General features: G+C 58.4%; 11 protein-coding genes. 2 read left to right on the plus strand and 9 right to left on the minus strand.

The window, feature by feature from the left end; all coding sequences use genetic code 11:
* Nucleotides 1–111: 111 nt before the first annotated feature.
* The gene (locus BW950_RS09320; RefSeq protein ID WP_076489030.1) at nt 112–951 is read right to left on the minus strand and encodes an ABC transporter permease; all 840 of its coding nucleotides are present in this window, start codon (nt 949–951) and stop codon (nt 112–114) included.
* The gene (locus BW950_RS09325) at nt 944–2,152 is read right to left on the minus strand and encodes a quaternary amine ABC transporter ATP-binding protein (RefSeq protein WP_076489031.1); all 1,209 of its coding nucleotides are present in this window, start codon (nt 2,150–2,152) and stop codon (nt 944–946) included. The genes BW950_RS09320 and BW950_RS09325 overlap by 8 nt, the downstream gene beginning before the upstream one ends.
* 288 nt (nt 2,153–2,440) lie before the next feature.
* On the opposite strand from BW950_RS09325, the gene thrH reads away from it, so the two are divergent.
* Nucleotides 2,441–3,034 carry a bifunctional phosphoserine phosphatase/homoserine phosphotransferase ThrH gene (thrH, locus tag BW950_RS09330; protein ID WP_076489097.1) on the plus strand — a complete coding sequence of 198 codons (594 nt, stop codon included), beginning with the start codon at nt 2,441–2,443 and terminating at the stop codon, nt 3,032–3,034.
* Between the two features lie 78 nt (nt 3,035–3,112).
* The gene (locus BW950_RS09335; RefSeq protein WP_143559191.1) at nt 3,113–4,726 is read left to right on the plus strand and encodes a response regulator; all 1,614 of its coding nucleotides are present in this window, start codon (nt 3,113–3,115) and stop codon (nt 4,724–4,726) included.
* A 41-nt stretch (nt 4,727–4,767) separates the two neighbouring features.
* On the opposite strand, the gene BW950_RS09340 is transcribed toward BW950_RS09335, so the two are convergent.
* From BW950_RS09340 to BW950_RS09370, 7 genes are all read right to left on the minus strand, one after another.
* Nucleotides 4,768–5,550, minus strand: coding sequence for a ParA family protein (locus BW950_RS09340; RefSeq protein ID WP_076489033.1), 783 nt, complete (start codon nt 5,548–5,550; stop codon nt 4,768–4,770).
* Nucleotides 5,547–7,580, minus strand: a complete 2,034-nt coding sequence (locus BW950_RS09345; RefSeq protein ID WP_076489034.1) for a cyclic nucleotide-binding domain-containing protein — start codon at nt 7,578–7,580, stop codon at nt 5,547–5,549. The genes BW950_RS09340 and BW950_RS09345 overlap by 4 nt, the downstream gene beginning before the upstream one ends.
* Nucleotides 7,581–7,678: 98 nt before the next feature.
* Nucleotides 7,679–8,638, minus strand: coding sequence for a hypothetical protein (locus tag BW950_RS09350; protein ID WP_076489035.1), 960 nt, complete (start codon nt 8,636–8,638; stop codon nt 7,679–7,681).
* Nucleotides 8,610–10,361 carry a phenylalanine--tRNA ligase subunit beta gene (pheT, locus tag BW950_RS09355; protein ID WP_076489036.1) on the minus strand — a complete coding sequence of 584 codons (1,752 nt, stop codon included), beginning with the start codon at nt 10,359–10,361 and terminating at the stop codon, nt 8,610–8,612. The genes BW950_RS09350 and pheT overlap by 29 nt, the downstream gene beginning before the upstream one ends.
* A gap of 25 nt (nt 10,362–10,386) precedes the next feature.
* Nucleotides 10,387–11,931 carry a phenylalanine--tRNA ligase subunit alpha gene (gene pheS, locus BW950_RS09360; protein ID WP_076489098.1) on the minus strand — a complete coding sequence of 515 codons (1,545 nt, stop codon included), beginning with the start codon at nt 11,929–11,931 and terminating at the stop codon, nt 10,387–10,389.
* A gap of 42 nt (nt 11,932–11,973) precedes the next feature.
* Nucleotides 11,974–14,895: a tetratricopeptide repeat protein gene (locus BW950_RS09365; protein WP_076489037.1), complete on the minus strand. Its 2,922-nt coding sequence runs from the start codon at nt 14,893–14,895 to the stop codon at nt 11,974–11,976.
* Complete coding sequence (locus tag BW950_RS09370) at nt 14,895–16,448, minus strand: fibronectin type III domain-containing protein (protein ID WP_143559192.1); 1,554 nt, start codon at nt 16,446–16,448, stop codon at nt 14,895–14,897. Before BW950_RS09370 ends, BW950_RS09365 begins: the two co-directional genes overlap by 1 nt.
* Nucleotides 16,449–16,472: the final 24 nt, after the last annotated feature.

Here is a 16,472-nt window from a genome sequence, read left to right on the forward strand (position 1 = left end):
ATTCCTCCTTGAAAGGTTTGTTTTCATGCTAGCCGGACCAGGGGTTCCGGTCCGGCGGCTATCATACAGAGCCCGCAGGCGGCTCACTATCACCGTATCTTCCAGTGCTCCCTACTGCTCCCGCTTCTGCGAAGCAATACTGGCACTCATTCGATCCAGAATCATCGCTATAATTACCACAGCCACACCAGCTTCAAAGCCCTGTCCAGGTCGGAGTCGCTGGATAGCCCTCCAGACCTCGCTTCCGAGCCCCCCGGCCCCAATCATGGCGGCGATAACAACCATGGAGAGAGCGAGCATGATCGTCTGGTTTACCCCGGCCATAATGGTGGGCAACGCCAAAGGCATCTGCACCTTGAAGAGCTTCTGACGAGTTGTACTTCCAAAGGCGTCAGAAGCCTCGATCAACTCCTTGTCGATCTGTCGTATTCCCAGAGCTGTCAGGCGAATCGTGGGAGGGATGGAAAAGATCACCGTGGCAAAAACCGCCGATGTCTGGCCCAGTCCGAAAAAGGGGATCGCCGGGATCAGGTATACGAAGGCCGGCATGGTCTGCATGAAGTCAAGAATCGGCTTTATGATCGAGTAAAAAGTGTCGTTCAAGGCAGCCAGTATTCCCAAAGGCAGGCCCATGGCTACAGCGATTGCCGTGGCCACCACCACCAGGGCGATTGTGGCAAGCGTCGGCGACCAGAGCCCGATGTTCCAGATAAAGAGCAACCCCAGGGAGGTAAAAATTGCAAGCTTTCGCCCCGTGAGCTTCCATGCGAGAGCAGCAAAGAGCGCTATCAGGATCAACGGAGGGAAAAGTCCCAGGAGATCTTCCAGAGAATTGATTCCAGCCTGAACCACCGTGGAAAAGGCCCGGGTGGCCCAGGAGAATGTTGTGGTCATCCAGTCCAGAGCCGCCTCAACACCGGCTCCCAGAGGAATTCGGGGTATATTAGTCATTGTTGCCTCCTTGCTCGGCCAGCGCCGCCAGGATGGCACCCCGGACAATCACACCTTTCAGGATATTTTTCTCGTCCACCACAGCAACGGGATTTTTTCCGCCAGCCATGGGGAAAATTTCCCGAAGCGGCGTATCCGGGAGAACCGTGGGAATCTCTTCCCGGTCCACCACGTGATCGAGCCACTTTTCTTCTTTTTTCAGCGCCTCGGCGGCACGCTCGGCACTCACGTGCCCCACAAGTTCATGATTCTGTCGAACAACAAAGATGCCAGAAATGTTGGCATCGCGCATTTTATGCAACGCCGTTCGGGGTCCATCCTTTACAAAAGCTACGGGGCGAGCCTTTTTCATCACATCCTGAGCAGTGAGCACTTTTGTGATATCCACGTTCTCTACAAACTTGGCCACATACTCGTTTGCCGGGCTGGAGAGGATCTCTTCGGGGGTACCTATCTGAACAACTTCCCCGTCCTTCATAAGGACAATCCGGTCTCCCATCTTGAGAGCCTCATCAAGATCATGGGTAATGAAGAGAATCGTCTTCTTTACCTCGCTTTCCAGCGCAAGAAGCTCATCCTGCATGTCAGTACGGATCAACGGATCCAGAGCACTGAAGGCCTCGTCCATGAGGAGCACGTCCGGCTCAACCGCCAGAGCCCGGGCCAAACCGACCCGCTGTTTCATGCCGCCGCTCAGCTTGTCCGGGTAATAGTCTTCCCAGCCTTCCAGCCCCACCGATGCAAGAGCTGTCCGGGCTTTCTCGGCACGGACTTCCGGAGATACACCCTGAATATCCAGGCCAAACTCGACGTTCTGTTGAACGGTTCGGTGCGGCAAAAGGGCAAAGCTCTGGAAAACCATACCGAACTTCTTTCGGCGCAATTCCCGAAGTTCGTCGGCCTCCATGATGGTGACGTCCTGGTCATCCACAAAGATCTTTCCATAGGAGGGTTCGTGAATGCGATTCACGCACCGGAGCAACGTTGACTTTCCACTGCCGGAAAGCCCCATCACGACCAGGGTCTCTCCCTCGTAGATATCAAAGGATGCATCGGCCACGCCAATGGCGCACCCTGTTTTTTTCAGGATCTCGTCCTTGCTTTTTCCCTTGAGTAGCATCTGACGGGCACGGTCCTGCTGTCTTCCGAAGATCTTGTAAAGACCCTCAATTCGTATTTTTACTCGTCTATTTTCTTCCATAACCATCCTGTTTTTCTCATCGATAATTATGATACTAATATTTGCTGTACGATGTAAACCGATTCTATCAGTTTATTCGGCGTTATTCGTCGCCAAAGAGCTATAATAATTGAGTAATTATATTCATTTTAATCGTTAACTAATTTTATTCGCCCGAAAGGGGAAAAACTATCGTCGGGATCGAAAGGCAAATCATTCCAGAACGAACAATTACTGGTCGTATCTTTTTCTTAAGAACCAGGGAAACAGGAATTGTGGCGCCACCCCGGTATGTGCTATGAAAGGGCCATGCGAGTTATCTGCCTTGATCTGGAAGGGGTACTGGTTCCCGAAATATGGCTGAACGTTGCCAAAACAGCGGGTGTAGAGGAACTGAACATCACAACCCGGGACATACCGGACTATCACGAGCTCATGAGAACCCGTCTGGAGATCCTGGAACGCCATCGTATCGGCCTTCCCCACATCACGGACGTCATCGCCTCCATGGAACCCTTGCCGGGGGCGGCGGCGTTCCTTGAATCCCTGCGGGCAGAAACCCAGGTAATCATCCTCTCCGATACCTTTGAAGAGTTCGCCTCACCGCTGATGCGCCAGCTCCAGTGGCCCACGCTTTTCTGCAACAGCCTGAAGGTTACCCCCGAGGGACGAATCACGGACTACAGATTGCGCCAGGAAGACGGAAAACGACAGGCTGTACAGGCGTTCAAGGCCATGAACCTCCAGGTGGTCGCCGCCGGAGACTCCTGGAACGATCTCAACATGATTCTCGAAGCCCACCGGGGAGCCTTTTTCTGCCCCCCCTCATCGATGCAGGAGGCTCACCCCTCGGTGCCGGTCTGCACCAATTACGAGTCCCTGAAGGATTTTCTCCTGCAGTGATCCCCCGACGCAGGCCTCACGAGCCGGGCCGTGTCCGGTCTGGCAGATCAGCATCAATCATACTATAATCATCGGAAGATGAAGAGCCAAACCTCCTCCAGCGAACGCGCCTCCTGCCGGGATCTGCCGGAGGAGGACCTTTTTCTCCGACTCCCCCTGGCAGCGATCCTTCTGAACTCAACGGGGACAATTGTCCGGGCAAACCAGGCAGGAACGACCCTTTTACAAGCCGACGAGCGCAGCCTTCCCGGCACACCCTTTACCCGTTTTCTCCCTGGGGAATACCATCAACCCTTCAGGGACCACCTGGAAACGGTTCTGCAACAGGAGAAACAGCAATCGATCGAAGTGGCTCTTCGGACAGTACAGGGAACGACAAGTCTGATCCGCCTCGAGAGCAGGCCGCTCCCGGGAGAACACCCCTTCTGCCTTACCGCGCTTCAGGATATCACCGGCCGCAAACACCTGGAGGACGATCTCATTATCGCCCGGGAGCGTGCAGTTGAGGCCAACGACGCAAAAAGCGCTTTTCTGGCAAGCATGAGTCACGAGATCCGGACCCCCCTGGGGGGAATTATTGCTACGGCGGAACTCCTGCTCCAGACAGACCTCTCGCCGGAGCAACAGGAATACGCAGAAACCCTGCACGCCTCGTCCCGATCGCTCCTGGCAGTGGTGGAGGATCTTCTTGACCTCACCAGGGTCGAGGGGAACAACCTCCTGCTGAAAGACGCTCCCTTCAACCTCTCCCACCTCGTCTCGGCGGTGGAACACCTCTTCCACCCCGTGACAACCCGCAAGGACATAACCTTCACCGTGACCCTGGCCGAATCGATCCCCCCCTTCCTCCGCGGCGATCAAAACAGACTGCGCCACATCCTGGTGAATCTGGTAAGCAACGCCATCACCTACACCAGGGCCGGTTCAATTTCATTAGATGTAACCGAGAAACCTCTTGCCGATTACCTCCGGGAAATCACCTTTGAAGTATCCGATGCAGCCAGAAAGGTCGATCGATCCGAGGAGCAGCTTCTGAGAAGCGCCCTGAAAGAAACGGGGAGAGAGCATCCGCGCTTTGACCCTCAGGTTCAGGGGTTGGCCATCGCACGAAAACTGGCAAAACTCATGGGGGGACAGATCTACTTCGAAACACCTCCCCGGGAAGGGTTGAGATTTTTCCTCACCCTTCCCCTGGAGATCGCCTGTAGCGACGAGCCTCCCTCATCCCAGGGTGCGGCCGGGCCAGATACCAAGGGAGCGCCTGGCTCCAAAGATAGTTCCGGGTGTGACTTAAAGCAGGGACAGGTTCGGCGGATTCTTGTTGCCGAAGACAACGAGACCAACAGTCTGGTTCTTCGGACTATCCTTGAAAAGGCGGGGTTCGCGGTTCGGGCAGTCCGCGACGGCCTGGAAGCCCTGGAAGCGCTGGCGGAGGAGTCCTTCGATCTGGTCCTGATGGACATTTCGATGCCCCGCATGGATGGCATCACTGCCACAGGAAAAATCCGGCAACGCCACGGCCGGACAGGAAATTTTCCCGAAGATCTTCCGGTAGTCGCTATCACAGCCCACTCCCAGGAGGGAGACCGGGAAAGCTTTCTTGCTGCGGGAATGAACGATTATATACGCAAACCCTTTATGCAGGAGACCGTTCTGGATGTTATCCGGCGGAATCTGCTCCACCGGAGCTGACCGGATCAGAGCGAACCGGACTCGCCCGCAGAATCCCGGGGTTAACCTTCGGGAGCCCGATCCCGGATCTGCAGAGCCACCCGGTAGTAATCGATCGCACCGGAACTCCGAAGGCTGTGCTGGAAGATCGTCTGGCCTGCTCCGGGCGCCTCGGCAAGCTCCCGGTTCAGGTGAACGGGTTTAAGGACCAGCTCCCGGCCCAACCGGTTGCGGATATCTTCCAAAAGCGCCCCTCCCCCCAGAACCGAGGTATCCACGAAGGTGGGGATGATCCCCCGAACCTCCAGGTCGGGGTTGTAATGCTTCTGAATCTGCTCGGTGAGTTCGATAATCTCGATCATTCCCTCCATCGCCAGGAACTGGGCCTGCATGGGGATGTAGGCCTCCCGCCCCGCGATGAGAGCCCCCAGCGTCAGCAGCTGCGTTGTGGGGGGCGTATCAAAAATGGTGAACTCGAAGGAATCCATGGCCGGACTCAAGCGATCCCTCATCCAGAACCGGGCCTCCCGAAGATTGGAGTGGCGCCGTTCGAAATCGGCAAGCCGCCGCGACGAGGGAATAACGGCCAGGCGGGGGATATAGGTGGGCTGAAGGGTTTCCTCGAACGAGGAACGGCTCTCCACGAGGGTGCTCAAGTCCGCCTTCAGCCCGGCCTGGGCTATCCCCAGCGACATGGTTGCGTGAGCCTGGGGGTCCGTGTCGACCACCAGCACCCGATGCCCCATATGTGCAAGAGCTGCGGCGATATTCACGCTGGTTGTGGTCTTTCCGCAGCCTCCCTTGCGGTTTGTGAAAACCAGCCGCCGCGGGGCTAAAGCTGTCATAGGGCTCCTCCCCCGAGAATATTGTTCAGAATTGTTCGGGTGATTGCGTAGAGGGGAGGGACTCCCTCGTGGGGCGCCAGCGGTGCCGTGAGGCCCCCATGAGCCCGAAGCGGTATATCGGAAACGTAATAGAGAAAGGAACACCTCACATCCCGGGGAATAACCCCCAACTCGCGAGATTCCAGAATTTCCCGATAATAATGGGTTCCTTCCATTTCCATCCCCACCACATCCCAGATTTCCCGATAAAAGGAGAGCATCTGCCTGTTCTGAAGCAAGGTTCCCTCCACGGTCAGCATGGGGCCGCTGTGAACGGCGAAGGTTTTTGCCAGAATCGCTTCAAGCTCTTTTTGGCTCCCCGGCAAGGGCTGAAACTGATCAGTCTGCTGCTCAATAAACGCCGAGGGACACAGGAGGTCCCCTCGTTCTCCTGCAAGCGCTCCGGCCTTTCCCAGAAAACTGATACTCCGGATGTTCGCCCCGAAGAGGGTCAGCAGGTTTCTGATCACGTACTCCGCCTGGTGCCCGAAGGCATAATCGATGTTTACCACCAGGTCGCGACAGCCGCCTGGAACAGGGAGGAGGTCTTCGTCGTAGGCCTCACCCCTGAGTTGCTCCAGGTCGATCACCTGCACCTGGATTCCTGTACTTGCCGTCTGGTCAAGCCAGTGCTGTCCCCCGGCGAGTGCACGCTTTCGCGCAATCTCTGCCTCCCGGGGAAAGACAGCAAAATAATCCCGGGCCAAGGCATAGACCTGGTCAGCCTGGTGGCGCCAGGCCCCCTCCAATGCAGCGTGCTGCTCCTGCCTCCCCCACTGAAGGATAGCGCTTTGGTGCTCGGGAAACCAGGGATTCAGACAATTTGTTACGGAGTGGGTATTGCTGCTCACAATGTGAACCCCTCGCTCGGAAGACAGGTCCGTGGGATCGCACCCGATGAGCTCCCTCGTTACCCGAGCCACCTGGCTGATCCAGTACTCGCCTCGGCGCATATTGTAGTTTCGCCGCTGCCGCCGCACATCAATGCCGATCATCTCCCGATGCCTGAGAATTTCGTAGAGCCTCTGAGGCGTATCGGCAGGCCAAATGCTTCTGATCCCCGCCATTTCCCGGGTGCTGAAGGGCATGGTCCTGAGAAAATCCTCCTCATCCCCTCCTTCCCCGGATGACAGGAACCGCTGGAGCCGGGGTGCTGCCTGATCCCGGGCCAGACGCTCCCGGATTTTTTGTGCCTCCACCGCATAGAGGCAGAGGCAACTTACCAGGTCGATCAGATCGGAGCGGCCGTTTCGCAGAAGCACCATGTTTTTGCCCGGCATCATCTCCCAGACATCACGCCGCCGCGCTGCCGTAGCGATAACGGGAAAAAGCGTTTCCGGCTCATCGAAGGCGTGGGGAAACTCATCCACCAGGAGAAAGGCGAAGGTCCGGGTGACGTTTTCGGGAAGGCGTCGCAGGGCGTAGTGAAAGGCCGCCGTGTCCAGGCGGTGAGGATCGGTCACCCTCGGATGAATCGCCGGATGAAGCGAGCGGTAGAGGGGCAGGAGTCCCTCGATATTGATATAACCCTCGTCTGCTTCCTTGAGAAGCCGGCCCGTGAAGCGGTCAAAACCCGAGAATATCCCCTGGTTATCTCTCAGGATCGTCCCGAACCCCTGGGAGCAGGCGGGAGATTCCCGAAGAAGTTCTCGAAATCGCTGCCCCGGGATCCAGAAAAGAAGGCCCTCACCCCGGGCGCGGGCGCCAAAAAGCCGGGGCTCGCAAAAGATGGCTTCCCATTCTCCAAAATAGTGGAAGGGCTTCACCACTGTGACAAGCTGGTCATCTCCGCGCCGGGGGTCCAGAATTTCAACCTCCCCCCGGGCGATCAGGAAAACACGATCATCCTCATCACCGCGGAGAAAGACTGTCTCACCCTCGGCAACGTTCCGGGGTTGAAGATTCTGCGCCAACCTGTCCCTCTGATGGCCACGCAAGAACCGGAAGGGATGCACCCTCAAAAGAAGATCCTGAACTATTTGATCCTTCACCGCTCCATGGTAGCACGTCGGCAAGCCTTGGCGGAAGAGAAATGAGCCCCCACCCGGAAGGAGCTCCCCGAAGGAGCTCTCCAAAGGAACACAAAAACCTAGCGAAGATACCCGGGCACCAGCGCCTGGGCCCGAACCCGCTCCAGGAGCCTGTAGGCGTCACCGTAGGAAAATCCCTCGGCCAGATCAAAAAGGTGGTGATCCCCGGGCAACCCCTCCCCAAAGTTGAAGGTGCACACAGGATGCTCCAGAACTCCCTGTATGCCGTCAAGGGAAAGCCCCTGGTCAAGAAGAAATCGGGCAAAGGACGAGTCTTCCAACACCGCAGGAGAACCGTCGGGCCGCAGAAGATAATCCCGGGTATCGGCTAGCTGCTCGAAGGGGCTTCGCGAGATGTGGACGGTACGAGCAATAGGGGAGGTTTTCCGAAGGATTCCCCGCTCGATCAAGGCCCGTTTCATCTGGTGGGCTATTTCAAAGAAATGGGGATACCCCAGGCGCGTCCGAAAGGCCATGACGGCGATATCGGTGGAAGCCGTATTCTTGTGAAGCAGGGCGGGAATATCATAATTTACGATGTAATCATCGCCATGCCGCTTTATCACCTGACCGGCGATATGGACAATGTCCCTCTCTTTCACCCAAAGGGAGAAGAGCTCTTCCGGAGACCAGTGATACCGCTGAAGCGCAGAGAAGGCTCCGAGAACCCGCCCTTCGGGAAAGGGCTCACCGTAGAAGTCCCCGAACTGCCGCCGCATGTCGCCGGTGAAAAACCGGCCTCCGTGAACGGCAAAGAAGAGACGCAACGAATAATGGCGCTCCACAATGGCGTTGTTCACGATATAACTGCCGGGGAAATTGGCCAGGTAGATAAACTGCAACCCCTGGCGGTACTCCCGGCAATGCTGGATCACCGAGAGTATCGTGCTCTCCACAAGGACCCCGTTGGATTCCGGCCGAAGGTATAGAAAGATATCCAACACCTCCGGGTCCGGCTCTGGCCCTGGATAGGGCAAGAGAAGCTGAGGCTTATGCAGAACCTCCGGTTTTGCCGACATGATCCAACAACCCCTCCAGGTTGATCTCCCCGGCCGTGCAGGGCATCTGGATACCCCAGGCGTCGAGCACCCGGGGATGAAGCTCTCCGAAGACTCCCACAGCCTGGTCCGTTCCCTGAAGCACGATCTCAGCCGCCCGCCCCGGAATAAACCGGGAGTCCCGGCACTCCCGCAGGGAATACTCGTGCCCCATGTAGTACAGTATAGCTGAGACGCGAGAATTTACCAGATTAAAGCCGGCGCCCCGATCGGCCGTGAGAAACCCCAGGTTTGTCAGAGTTCTCGTTCCCGTGGGATCCGGCTCATACTGTTCCGCAACCTTGCCAACCTCGAAGACGTTGTGGGGATAGACCGCATTGGCGCTCACGCTCTCTGCCTGGAGCAACGAGGCGATCACCGAGGGCCGTACAAAGGCGTAGTTCTCGCTCATGGGGTTATCCACCTGGACGGTGTGAGCAAAGGCCTGGTCCCACTCGTCCCTGGGGTAGAGTTTTTCTATGTAATCTTTTCCCGATCCCAGGTAGTTGAAGACCATTTCCTGGAACCCCAGCCCCACCAGGAGCGTTTTCAGGCGCCGGCTATATTCTTCCAGGGGCGTCAGTCGGCCCATGGTAAAATCCCGGGGCATCCGGGGCGAGAAGAAATCCATGCCGCAGCCAATCATTACGTCCTCCACCACATCCACGGGGTGAAGAAAATCGTTCCGGTACTGGGGCACACGAATTTCCACCGATCCTTCGGCGATCGAAGCCTCAATGCCCATGCGCCCCAGGGCCTGGAGGATCTCCTTTTCCTGGAGATCCACCCCGAGAAGGGCTGATATCTGGGCTATCGGAGCGCTTTGAGAAACCTGGAAGTAATAGGGAACGGTGAAAGAGCGACCGTAGGGTGTCTCCCAGGGATATTCCACGGCCACCGGTTCCACGGTGTACCCCAGGTCAGCGGCATCACAGGCGACGATGGACGCTGCGTGAAGAAGCGAATCCAGGTCCGTTCCGGTGAGCTCCACAAAGAGGCTGCTGTCTCCCTCCTGAACCGCTCCCAGGTGGGCACTGTTGATAACGGGAGGAAAGCTGAGAATCTCCCCCTTGTCGTCTTCAAGAAGGGGAAAAAGGGGGAGGTCTTCCACGATGTGCGCGTATTCCTGTCCCTTGGGGTGTTTCCGGAGAATCTCTCGGAGAGAGAGGGCCTGCTCCATCTGGAGCGGAACAAAGCGGGTCGTTTCGGGATCAGCCCCCCGGTAGTGCACGGGATAGGTGATCAGATCGGAGCGGTACAGCCCCATGGCAATGGACTTTCGCTTGCGCCCGTAGTTCCAGGTGAGCTTCTCCTGGGTCTGGATCAGGTCCTTCAGAACGGCTTCATTGACGGGGTCTCCGGTCATGACGAAGCCCACAACCCAGGGACGGATCTCCCGGACCGAGGAGTCCACCACTATTTTTCGTCCGGCGCTCTCCCGACTCGTCCCGGAATCGGAAAAGAAGGGATAGTCGGGATGATTCCCGCCCTGGTGTATCCGCAGTTGTCGTGCGAGTCCCGCCGTGGACCAGAGATCGGGCCGGTTGGTGTCGTTCAACTCGACCTTCATGATTCCCGTTTCGTCGGCAGACTCGTCCAGCTCTGCTTTTGCGCAGGGGAAAATCTCCTCCAGCTGTTCGTCTGTCAGGGGCCCCGACCCGATCAGTTCGATCAGGGCATCCCGGTATACTTCTATTTTCGGCATAGCTTATGTCCCTCTGGCTCCCGGCTCAACCCTGACGGCGGCGAAGCCGGACGTTTTCGATATCGGAGCTGAAGAGCTCCCGCAGATCATTCAGACCCAGGTGCATCAGCGCCATCCGGTCTATTCCAAGACCCCAGGCAAGAACCGGAACCTCCACTCCCATGGGCTTGGTCACTTCGGGACGGAAAATTCCGGCCCCCCCCAGCTCGAACCAGCCCAGACGGGGATGCTTGATATGGACCTCCACGGAGGGCTCGGTAAAGGGAAAATAACCCGGCACGTAGCGGACCTCGGTTGCTCCGGCCAGCTCCTCGGCGAACATTTTCAGAAGCCCCAAAAGGTTCCGCAGGTTTACATCCTCGCCCAGGACAATTCCCTCGGTCTGGTAAAAGTCCGAGAGGTGTGTGGCGTCTACCTGGTCATAGCGGAAGCAACGGAGGATTCCGAAGTATTTCCCCGGTATCTCGGCGTTCCGCAGAGATTTTGCCGACATCACCGTTCCCTGGCTGCGGAGAATCAGGCGCCGGGTGAAGTCCCGGTCGAACTGGTAGCCCCAGCCCCGGCTTCCTGTATTGCCACCCTTCTCGTGGACCTCGGCAATCCGCGAGAGGTAGGGTTCCTCAATCTCCCGGGCATGGCGGGGATTTTTTACGTAGTACACGTCGTGAATGTCCCGAGCGCTGTGGAACTGGGGCATAAAAAGAGCGTCGGAGTTCCAGAACTCGGTCTCAACTACGGGACCGTCGAACTCGCTAAACCCCAGGGAAACGAGCTTGTCCTTTACCGAGTCCAGATATTCAGCGTAGGGGTTGCGCCGCCCCGGAAGGAGTCTGCTTGTCGGGGCATCCACCCCGTACTCCCGGAAGGTCTTTCCCTGCCATGAGCCGTCCCGGAGCATCTCCGGCGTGACCTGGCCGATCTCCTCGCCCGTGATGCCCCGCTCCTGGAGAGCGCTGCGGACCTGGGCTCCGGTTTCGGAGAGTTCGTACGATACCGACTCCCGCTCGATGATTTTGAACATGGCCGTGGCAGCGCCTCGTTTACGGGCGTGCCGGGCGATTTCTTTCTGGTCCTGGGCCGAAAGATGATTGTGCTCCAGCGGCGCCTGCGCCGCACGATCCAGAAGTTGCCTGATCGCCCGGTCCGGCTCTGCCGAGGGATTTTCCAGGCACACCCGCTTCTCCCCGTCCATGGACAGAACACCCGCCTTGGATAACTGCCCGTAGGACGAACCGGCATCGCGGTTTTCTACTCCTGCGGCAGCAGCAAGTTCAGGGAGGGTAAGAGGGCCTTTTTCCGCAAGAACCCGCACCATTCGTTCCACGGGAGTTCCCTTTGCGGCGTAATCAGCTCCGAGATCGGTCCGCTCGTAGAAGATATCGGTCCGTCGCTGGCTTTCGTGAAGAAAACCTTTGGCCTCGAGCCAACTCAGAGCTTGATTACACTGTCCAAGGACCAGACCGAGATCCACCTGCATACGAGGAGCGTCAAAAATAGCGCCACCTTCGTAGAAAAGAAGGGTCTTCACCTCCAAAGGGTGAAGATTCTTGAGCGTTGCATCCGAAACCATGAGGGGCATTATAGACAGAAGTGGGAGAACGTGCGAGGGGTCTCAGCCATTCTCCCGTATCTGCCGCAACCGCTCACTCATGGCCTGGGCCCGCTCGCCCAGTTGCTCGCCAATGCTGGTATCGGGAAGGGCACTGCTCAGACGGGCTATATGCTCGAAGGTGCCGGGAAGGTCCTCGGGAAGAGAAGACTCCGGAGACTGGCGATGGAATCCTTCCAGACGTTCCCGCAACGTGGGGCGGCCCGTGAGACGGGAGGTCACACCGATCAGTTTGAGGCGTTCATCGCTTCGGCGAAACTCCTGATCCCGATCAGGGGGGAGCTCCTGAGTCAGATCGATGAGATACCGGAAGAGTCGGGCCGACTTCGCCAGGGGGTCTTCATCGGAATCTTCCGATTCCCGAGGTGGCTCCGGTCCGAGCTGGTCCTTCAATTTTTTTATCATGTCCTGGAGACGTTTTCGCAGCGAGGGGTCCGGTCGGGGGAGATTGGGCTCCTGGTTTTCCTCCTGTTCCGGCTCCGGCGGAACGGGGCGAGGTTCGGGCCGGGGTTGCGGCCCGGGGGTGGGAGACGGTGCTGGCTGGGGCTCGGGGTTGGCCCGGGGAGGAGTTGGCGCTCCTGTCCCGGGATCGCTGTCAGGGAGTGGTGATGGCTTCGCTTGGGGGGGCGCCTCATCGGTCGCCACAGGGTCCGGCTCCGGTGGAGCTTCGGGGACTTCCTCGGGGGGCGCCTCATCGGGGGGCACAGGGTCCGGCTCCGGCGGGGCTTCGGGGACTTCCTTGGGGGGTGCCTCATCGGGGGGCACAGGGTCCGGCTCCGGTAAAGCTTCGGGGACTTCCTCGGGGGGCGCCTCATCGGGGGGCACAGGGTCCGGCTCCGGTAAAGCTTCGGGGACTTCCTCGGGGGGCGCCTCATCGGGGGGCACAGGGTCCGGCTCCGGCGGGGCTTCGGGGGAGGGCTGGAGAAGAGCCTCCTCGGGATCACGCAGATCCTCAGGATCAACCAGATCCCTCAGGGAACTCTCTGGCTCTGGATCTGGCAGAGAACCGGAATCATCGTGATCCTCTTCCTGTGCGTCGGGCTCAGCCTCAGCCGGCTCCGGCTCCGGCTCCGGCTCCGGCAAAACCTCCGAAGAATCGGGGTCCTGTCCATCGGGGAGGGCCTCGTCATCGGCTTCCATCCCTTCCTGAAGCGCTTCGCTAAACCCCTCAGGAACATCCTCCAGAGCAAGACCGGTTTCCTCAGGAAGCGTTTCGTCCAGGGGCTCATCCTCGGAAAAGGGATCATCCTGAACGTCTTCTCCCACCTCAGCACCGGAAAAATCCAGAATCGGTATAGAATCCTCGTCCAGATCAGCCGTCTCTTCCGTGGCCAGAGGCTCCACAACCCCTGTCTTTCCTTGCTCGGCCAAACGGCCTAACTTGTCCAGATTCCGTTGCCACCGTTCGACGTTTTCGCCCTCGTAGGCCTCCACCAGCTGTTCGTAAAGTTCCAGGCTATCGTTCAGATCCGACAGATCCTCCGACGACGCCCGTTTTCCCTGAAGCGAAATAAGATCATCGGCCGCAGCCAGAGCCCCATCGCGATCTCCCAGCACTCGGTTGACGTTTGCCCGGGAGGCAAGAACCCGCCCGTCCTGGGGACTAAGCTCCGAGGCCCGATCAAGCGCGGCCCGAGCCTCATCGGCCCGCTCCAGAGAGGCCAGGGCTTCAGCCCGACGAAGGTGGGTCTCGGGATCTTCGGGATTTCGGACCGCAGCTTCCTCAGCCAGTTCCAGAGCCTCTTGTGACAGCCCTCCCTCATTCAGGATTCCCGAGAGCTCCGTGAGATAGATCTTGTCCTCCGGGTTTGCCTCGGCGTAGGCCTCCAGGGTCTGCCGCCCCACGTCGGGCCGCCCTGCACGATATTGGGCAAGCCCCAACTCCCTGATCGCGGCGATGTCCTGAGGATCATCCTCCATTACCCGCTGCCAGGCGTTACAGGCCTCTCCGTGTTGTCCTGCTCGTGTCAGGACTCCAGCAAGACCCTTGCGCAGATCCACATTATCGGGATCCTGGGTCAGCATCTGCTGCAGTACCCGCTTCGCCACGGAGGGATCGGATGATTGAGTTGCTGCCTGACCAAGATTCGCCGCAGCCCGGCGATAGCGCGGCGAATGCTCCAACGCAGTCTGGAAGGCCTGGATTGCATCGTCGGCTCTCCCCGTCCTGGCCAGGACAGCACCAAGGTTGTTATAGGCGGTGCTGTTTTCGGGCTGAAGATCGATCAGTTCCCGAAAAATCTCCTGGGCCTCGTCGGTTCGATCCTGCCGGTCCAGGACAATTCCGAGGTTGTTCAGCGCATCGGGCCAGCCGGAACGGGTTTTGAGAGCCATTTTGTAACTCTCGGAAGCCTCATCCAGTCGTCCCAAGGCCGAAAGTGAATTGCCAAGGTTGTAGTGAAGGGTCGGATGATTGGGATCTTCCTTAAGGCCCCGCTGGAACGCCTGGACCGCCCGTTCTTTCTCGCCCCGGGAGTCGTAAAGTGTCCCCAGGTTGTTGTAGGCGACGGCTATGGACGGATCGATCCGTACGGCCTGCTCATAGGCGTCGATCGCGTCGGCGTAATTGCCCATATCCTTCAGGATATTACCCAGGTTGTACCGTATTTCACCGTTATCGGGTGCTATTTTCTGAGCCCGCCGGACCATCTCCAAAGCATGATCGGTGTCACCAATCTGGCGGTACACCACAGCAAGGTTATTCAGCGCCTCGGCGTTATGGGGATCCAGCATGATCGCCTGCTCATAGCGCTCTATGGCTGGAGCGATACGACGTTGCCTGCCGTAGATCGTCCCCAGCAAGACCTGTCCCGCCACAAGATCCGGAAAACGTTCCAGCAGTTCCAGGGTGAGGCGCTCGGCAATTTCATAGTCGTTCACACGAAAGGCGCTGACCGCCCGGTCGAGCAGCTCTGTGTGGTTCATCACTCACCCTCTCTTCCTGCACGCACCTCTAGTTCCCGCGACAACGGCCCGGCCTGACCGTAGCGATCATAGCTCTCCAGAGCAAAGACGTAGGGAACATCCGGCTCCAGACCAAGAAGGGTAATCGCATGGTCCGTTCCCGCCTGCACAGGGCTCACCAGGCCTGCCGCTCCCGTGTAGGAACGGGGCCGCTCGCCAAAGTAGATCCGATACCCCGCAAGATCCTGGTGCTGCACGGGACTCCATTCAAGGCGCACTCCCCCCGGGACAGGGGTTCCCCGAATCACACGGGGAGGAGCCGGAGGAGCAACGCGATCAAACCGAATACGAACTTCCTGCAGACGGGGACTCTCCTCCCGGGCTGCATCGGCCAGAAAATCGTAGCGAAGCTGCAGATAACGGCCCCGTTCGTCTCCCTTGATCATACCCGATGCCGGCAGAGGATTCCACTCCGCATCGAGAGACTCCGAAGTATTTCTGCTTACCACCAGGTCAGCCAGGCGGTAATATCCCCGAATCTCGGTGTTTCCGGGAGTCTGCACTCTGGATTCCACGGCGAGAAGGCGTGCGCCGCTCCCTCCGAGATTCATGGGTTCCGTGATCAAACGTCCGGGAGACCCGGTATAACGCGAAAGGTGTGGTCCCGTCGTGGACGAACGAGAGATCCGAAACTCATCAAGAGCTCCCTCGAAGCCGCGACCCAGGATGATTCCATCGCCCGTATCATGACCGAAATAGAGAGAGAACGACCCCGGCTCCTCGCGACCGCTTTCGCTCAAATACGTGATATCCTCCGGAATCTCATCGACCAGGTACGCCAACTGCCCCGTCTTTGCATCGTAGCGAAGCTGATGGTGTTGCCATATCCGGGGCACAAGCCCCCTCCGTGCCGAAAGCCGCACCTCTTCAAGAGGCTCCAGCCCATTCTGACCGGCCCGGATCGCCACGTGGGAGAATATCCAATGGAGCCTCCGATCAGAGATCTCCAGGCGGATCGTCTGAAGCACAGGATCCCGCCCCTCCAGAAGCGCTCCCTGCCATCGAAAAAGCGTTGCTCCCTGGGTTATGCGGTTGGGATAAAGCCAGAAATCGATTGAGAAGCTTCCCGGCTGCTGTCGCGGGGCGAAGAGGGCCTCCGGTCCCGGGTAAAACACCAGTTCACCCGTTCCATCAAAACCCGCAGCAGCGCTTCCTCTGCGACGGGGAGTCTGGACCAGGCGCACACCTTTTTCCGAAACATGGTAGTTGCCGGCCTGATCTTCCAGGGTATTGTGGAAACCAGCCTGAAGATCCACCTCGTGGAGCATCGGCAGGGCCCCCTCGGCCAGGACGATCTCGTTACCTCCCTCCCAGCCAGGGACAAACCGGAGGTTCGAGAGGCTGGCAGCCCGATCCCACCCGGCGCGTCCTCCCAGAAGGATCATCTCTCCCGGAGTATCTGCCCCAAGCCCTCGGGCAGGAAAGATCAGGAGAGCCAGGCACCACAGGAGAAGGTAGTGTCTCCATCCCGAATTCGTATGTGTTCCCCCCAGCGACATGACACGAGCACCCATAATTCCGTACTATCTTATCGGCAT

It is taken from the genome of Alkalispirochaeta americana (assembly GCF_900156105.1).
Lineage (GTDB): Bacteria > Spirochaetota > Spirochaetia > DSM-27196 > Alkalispirochaetaceae > Alkalispirochaeta > Alkalispirochaeta americana.

Bases quoted from the DNA above. Each gene is read 5' to 3' on its own strand.
- BW950_RS09320 (WP_076489030.1), bottom strand. From the start codon at position 951: ATGACTAATATACCCCGAATTCCTCTGGGAGCCGGTGTTGAGGCGGCT.
- BW950_RS09325 (WP_076489031.1), bottom strand. From the start codon at position 2,152: ATGGAAGAAAATAGACGAGTAAAAATACGAATTGAGGGTCTTTACAAG.
- thrH (WP_076489097.1), top strand. From the start codon at position 2,441: ATGCGAGTTATCTGCCTTGATCTGGAAGGGGTACTGGTTCCCGAAATA.
- BW950_RS09335 (WP_143559191.1), top strand. From the start codon at position 3,113: ATGAAGAGCCAAACCTCCTCCAGCGAACGCGCCTCCTGCCGGGATCTG.
- BW950_RS09340 (WP_076489033.1), bottom strand. From the start codon at position 5,550: ATGACAGCTTTAGCCCCGCGGCGGCTGGTTTTCACAAACCGCAAGGGA.
- BW950_RS09350 (WP_076489035.1), bottom strand. From the start codon at position 8,638: ATGTCGGCAAAACCGGAGGTTCTGCATAAGCCTCAGCTTCTCTTGCCC.
- pheT (WP_076489036.1), bottom strand. From the start codon at position 10,361: ATGCCGAAAATAGAAGTATACCGGGATGCCCTGATCGAACTGATCGGG.
- pheS (WP_076489098.1), bottom strand. From the start codon at position 11,931: ATGGTTTCGGATGCAACGCTCAAGAATCTTCACCCTTTGGAGGTGAAG.
- BW950_RS09365 (WP_076489037.1), bottom strand. From the start codon at position 14,895: ATGAACCACACAGAGCTGCTCGACCGGGCGGTCAGCGCCTTTCGTGTG.
- BW950_RS09370 (WP_143559192.1), bottom strand. From the start codon at position 16,448: ATGGGTGCTCGTGTCATGTCGCTGGGGGGAACACATACGAATTCGGGA.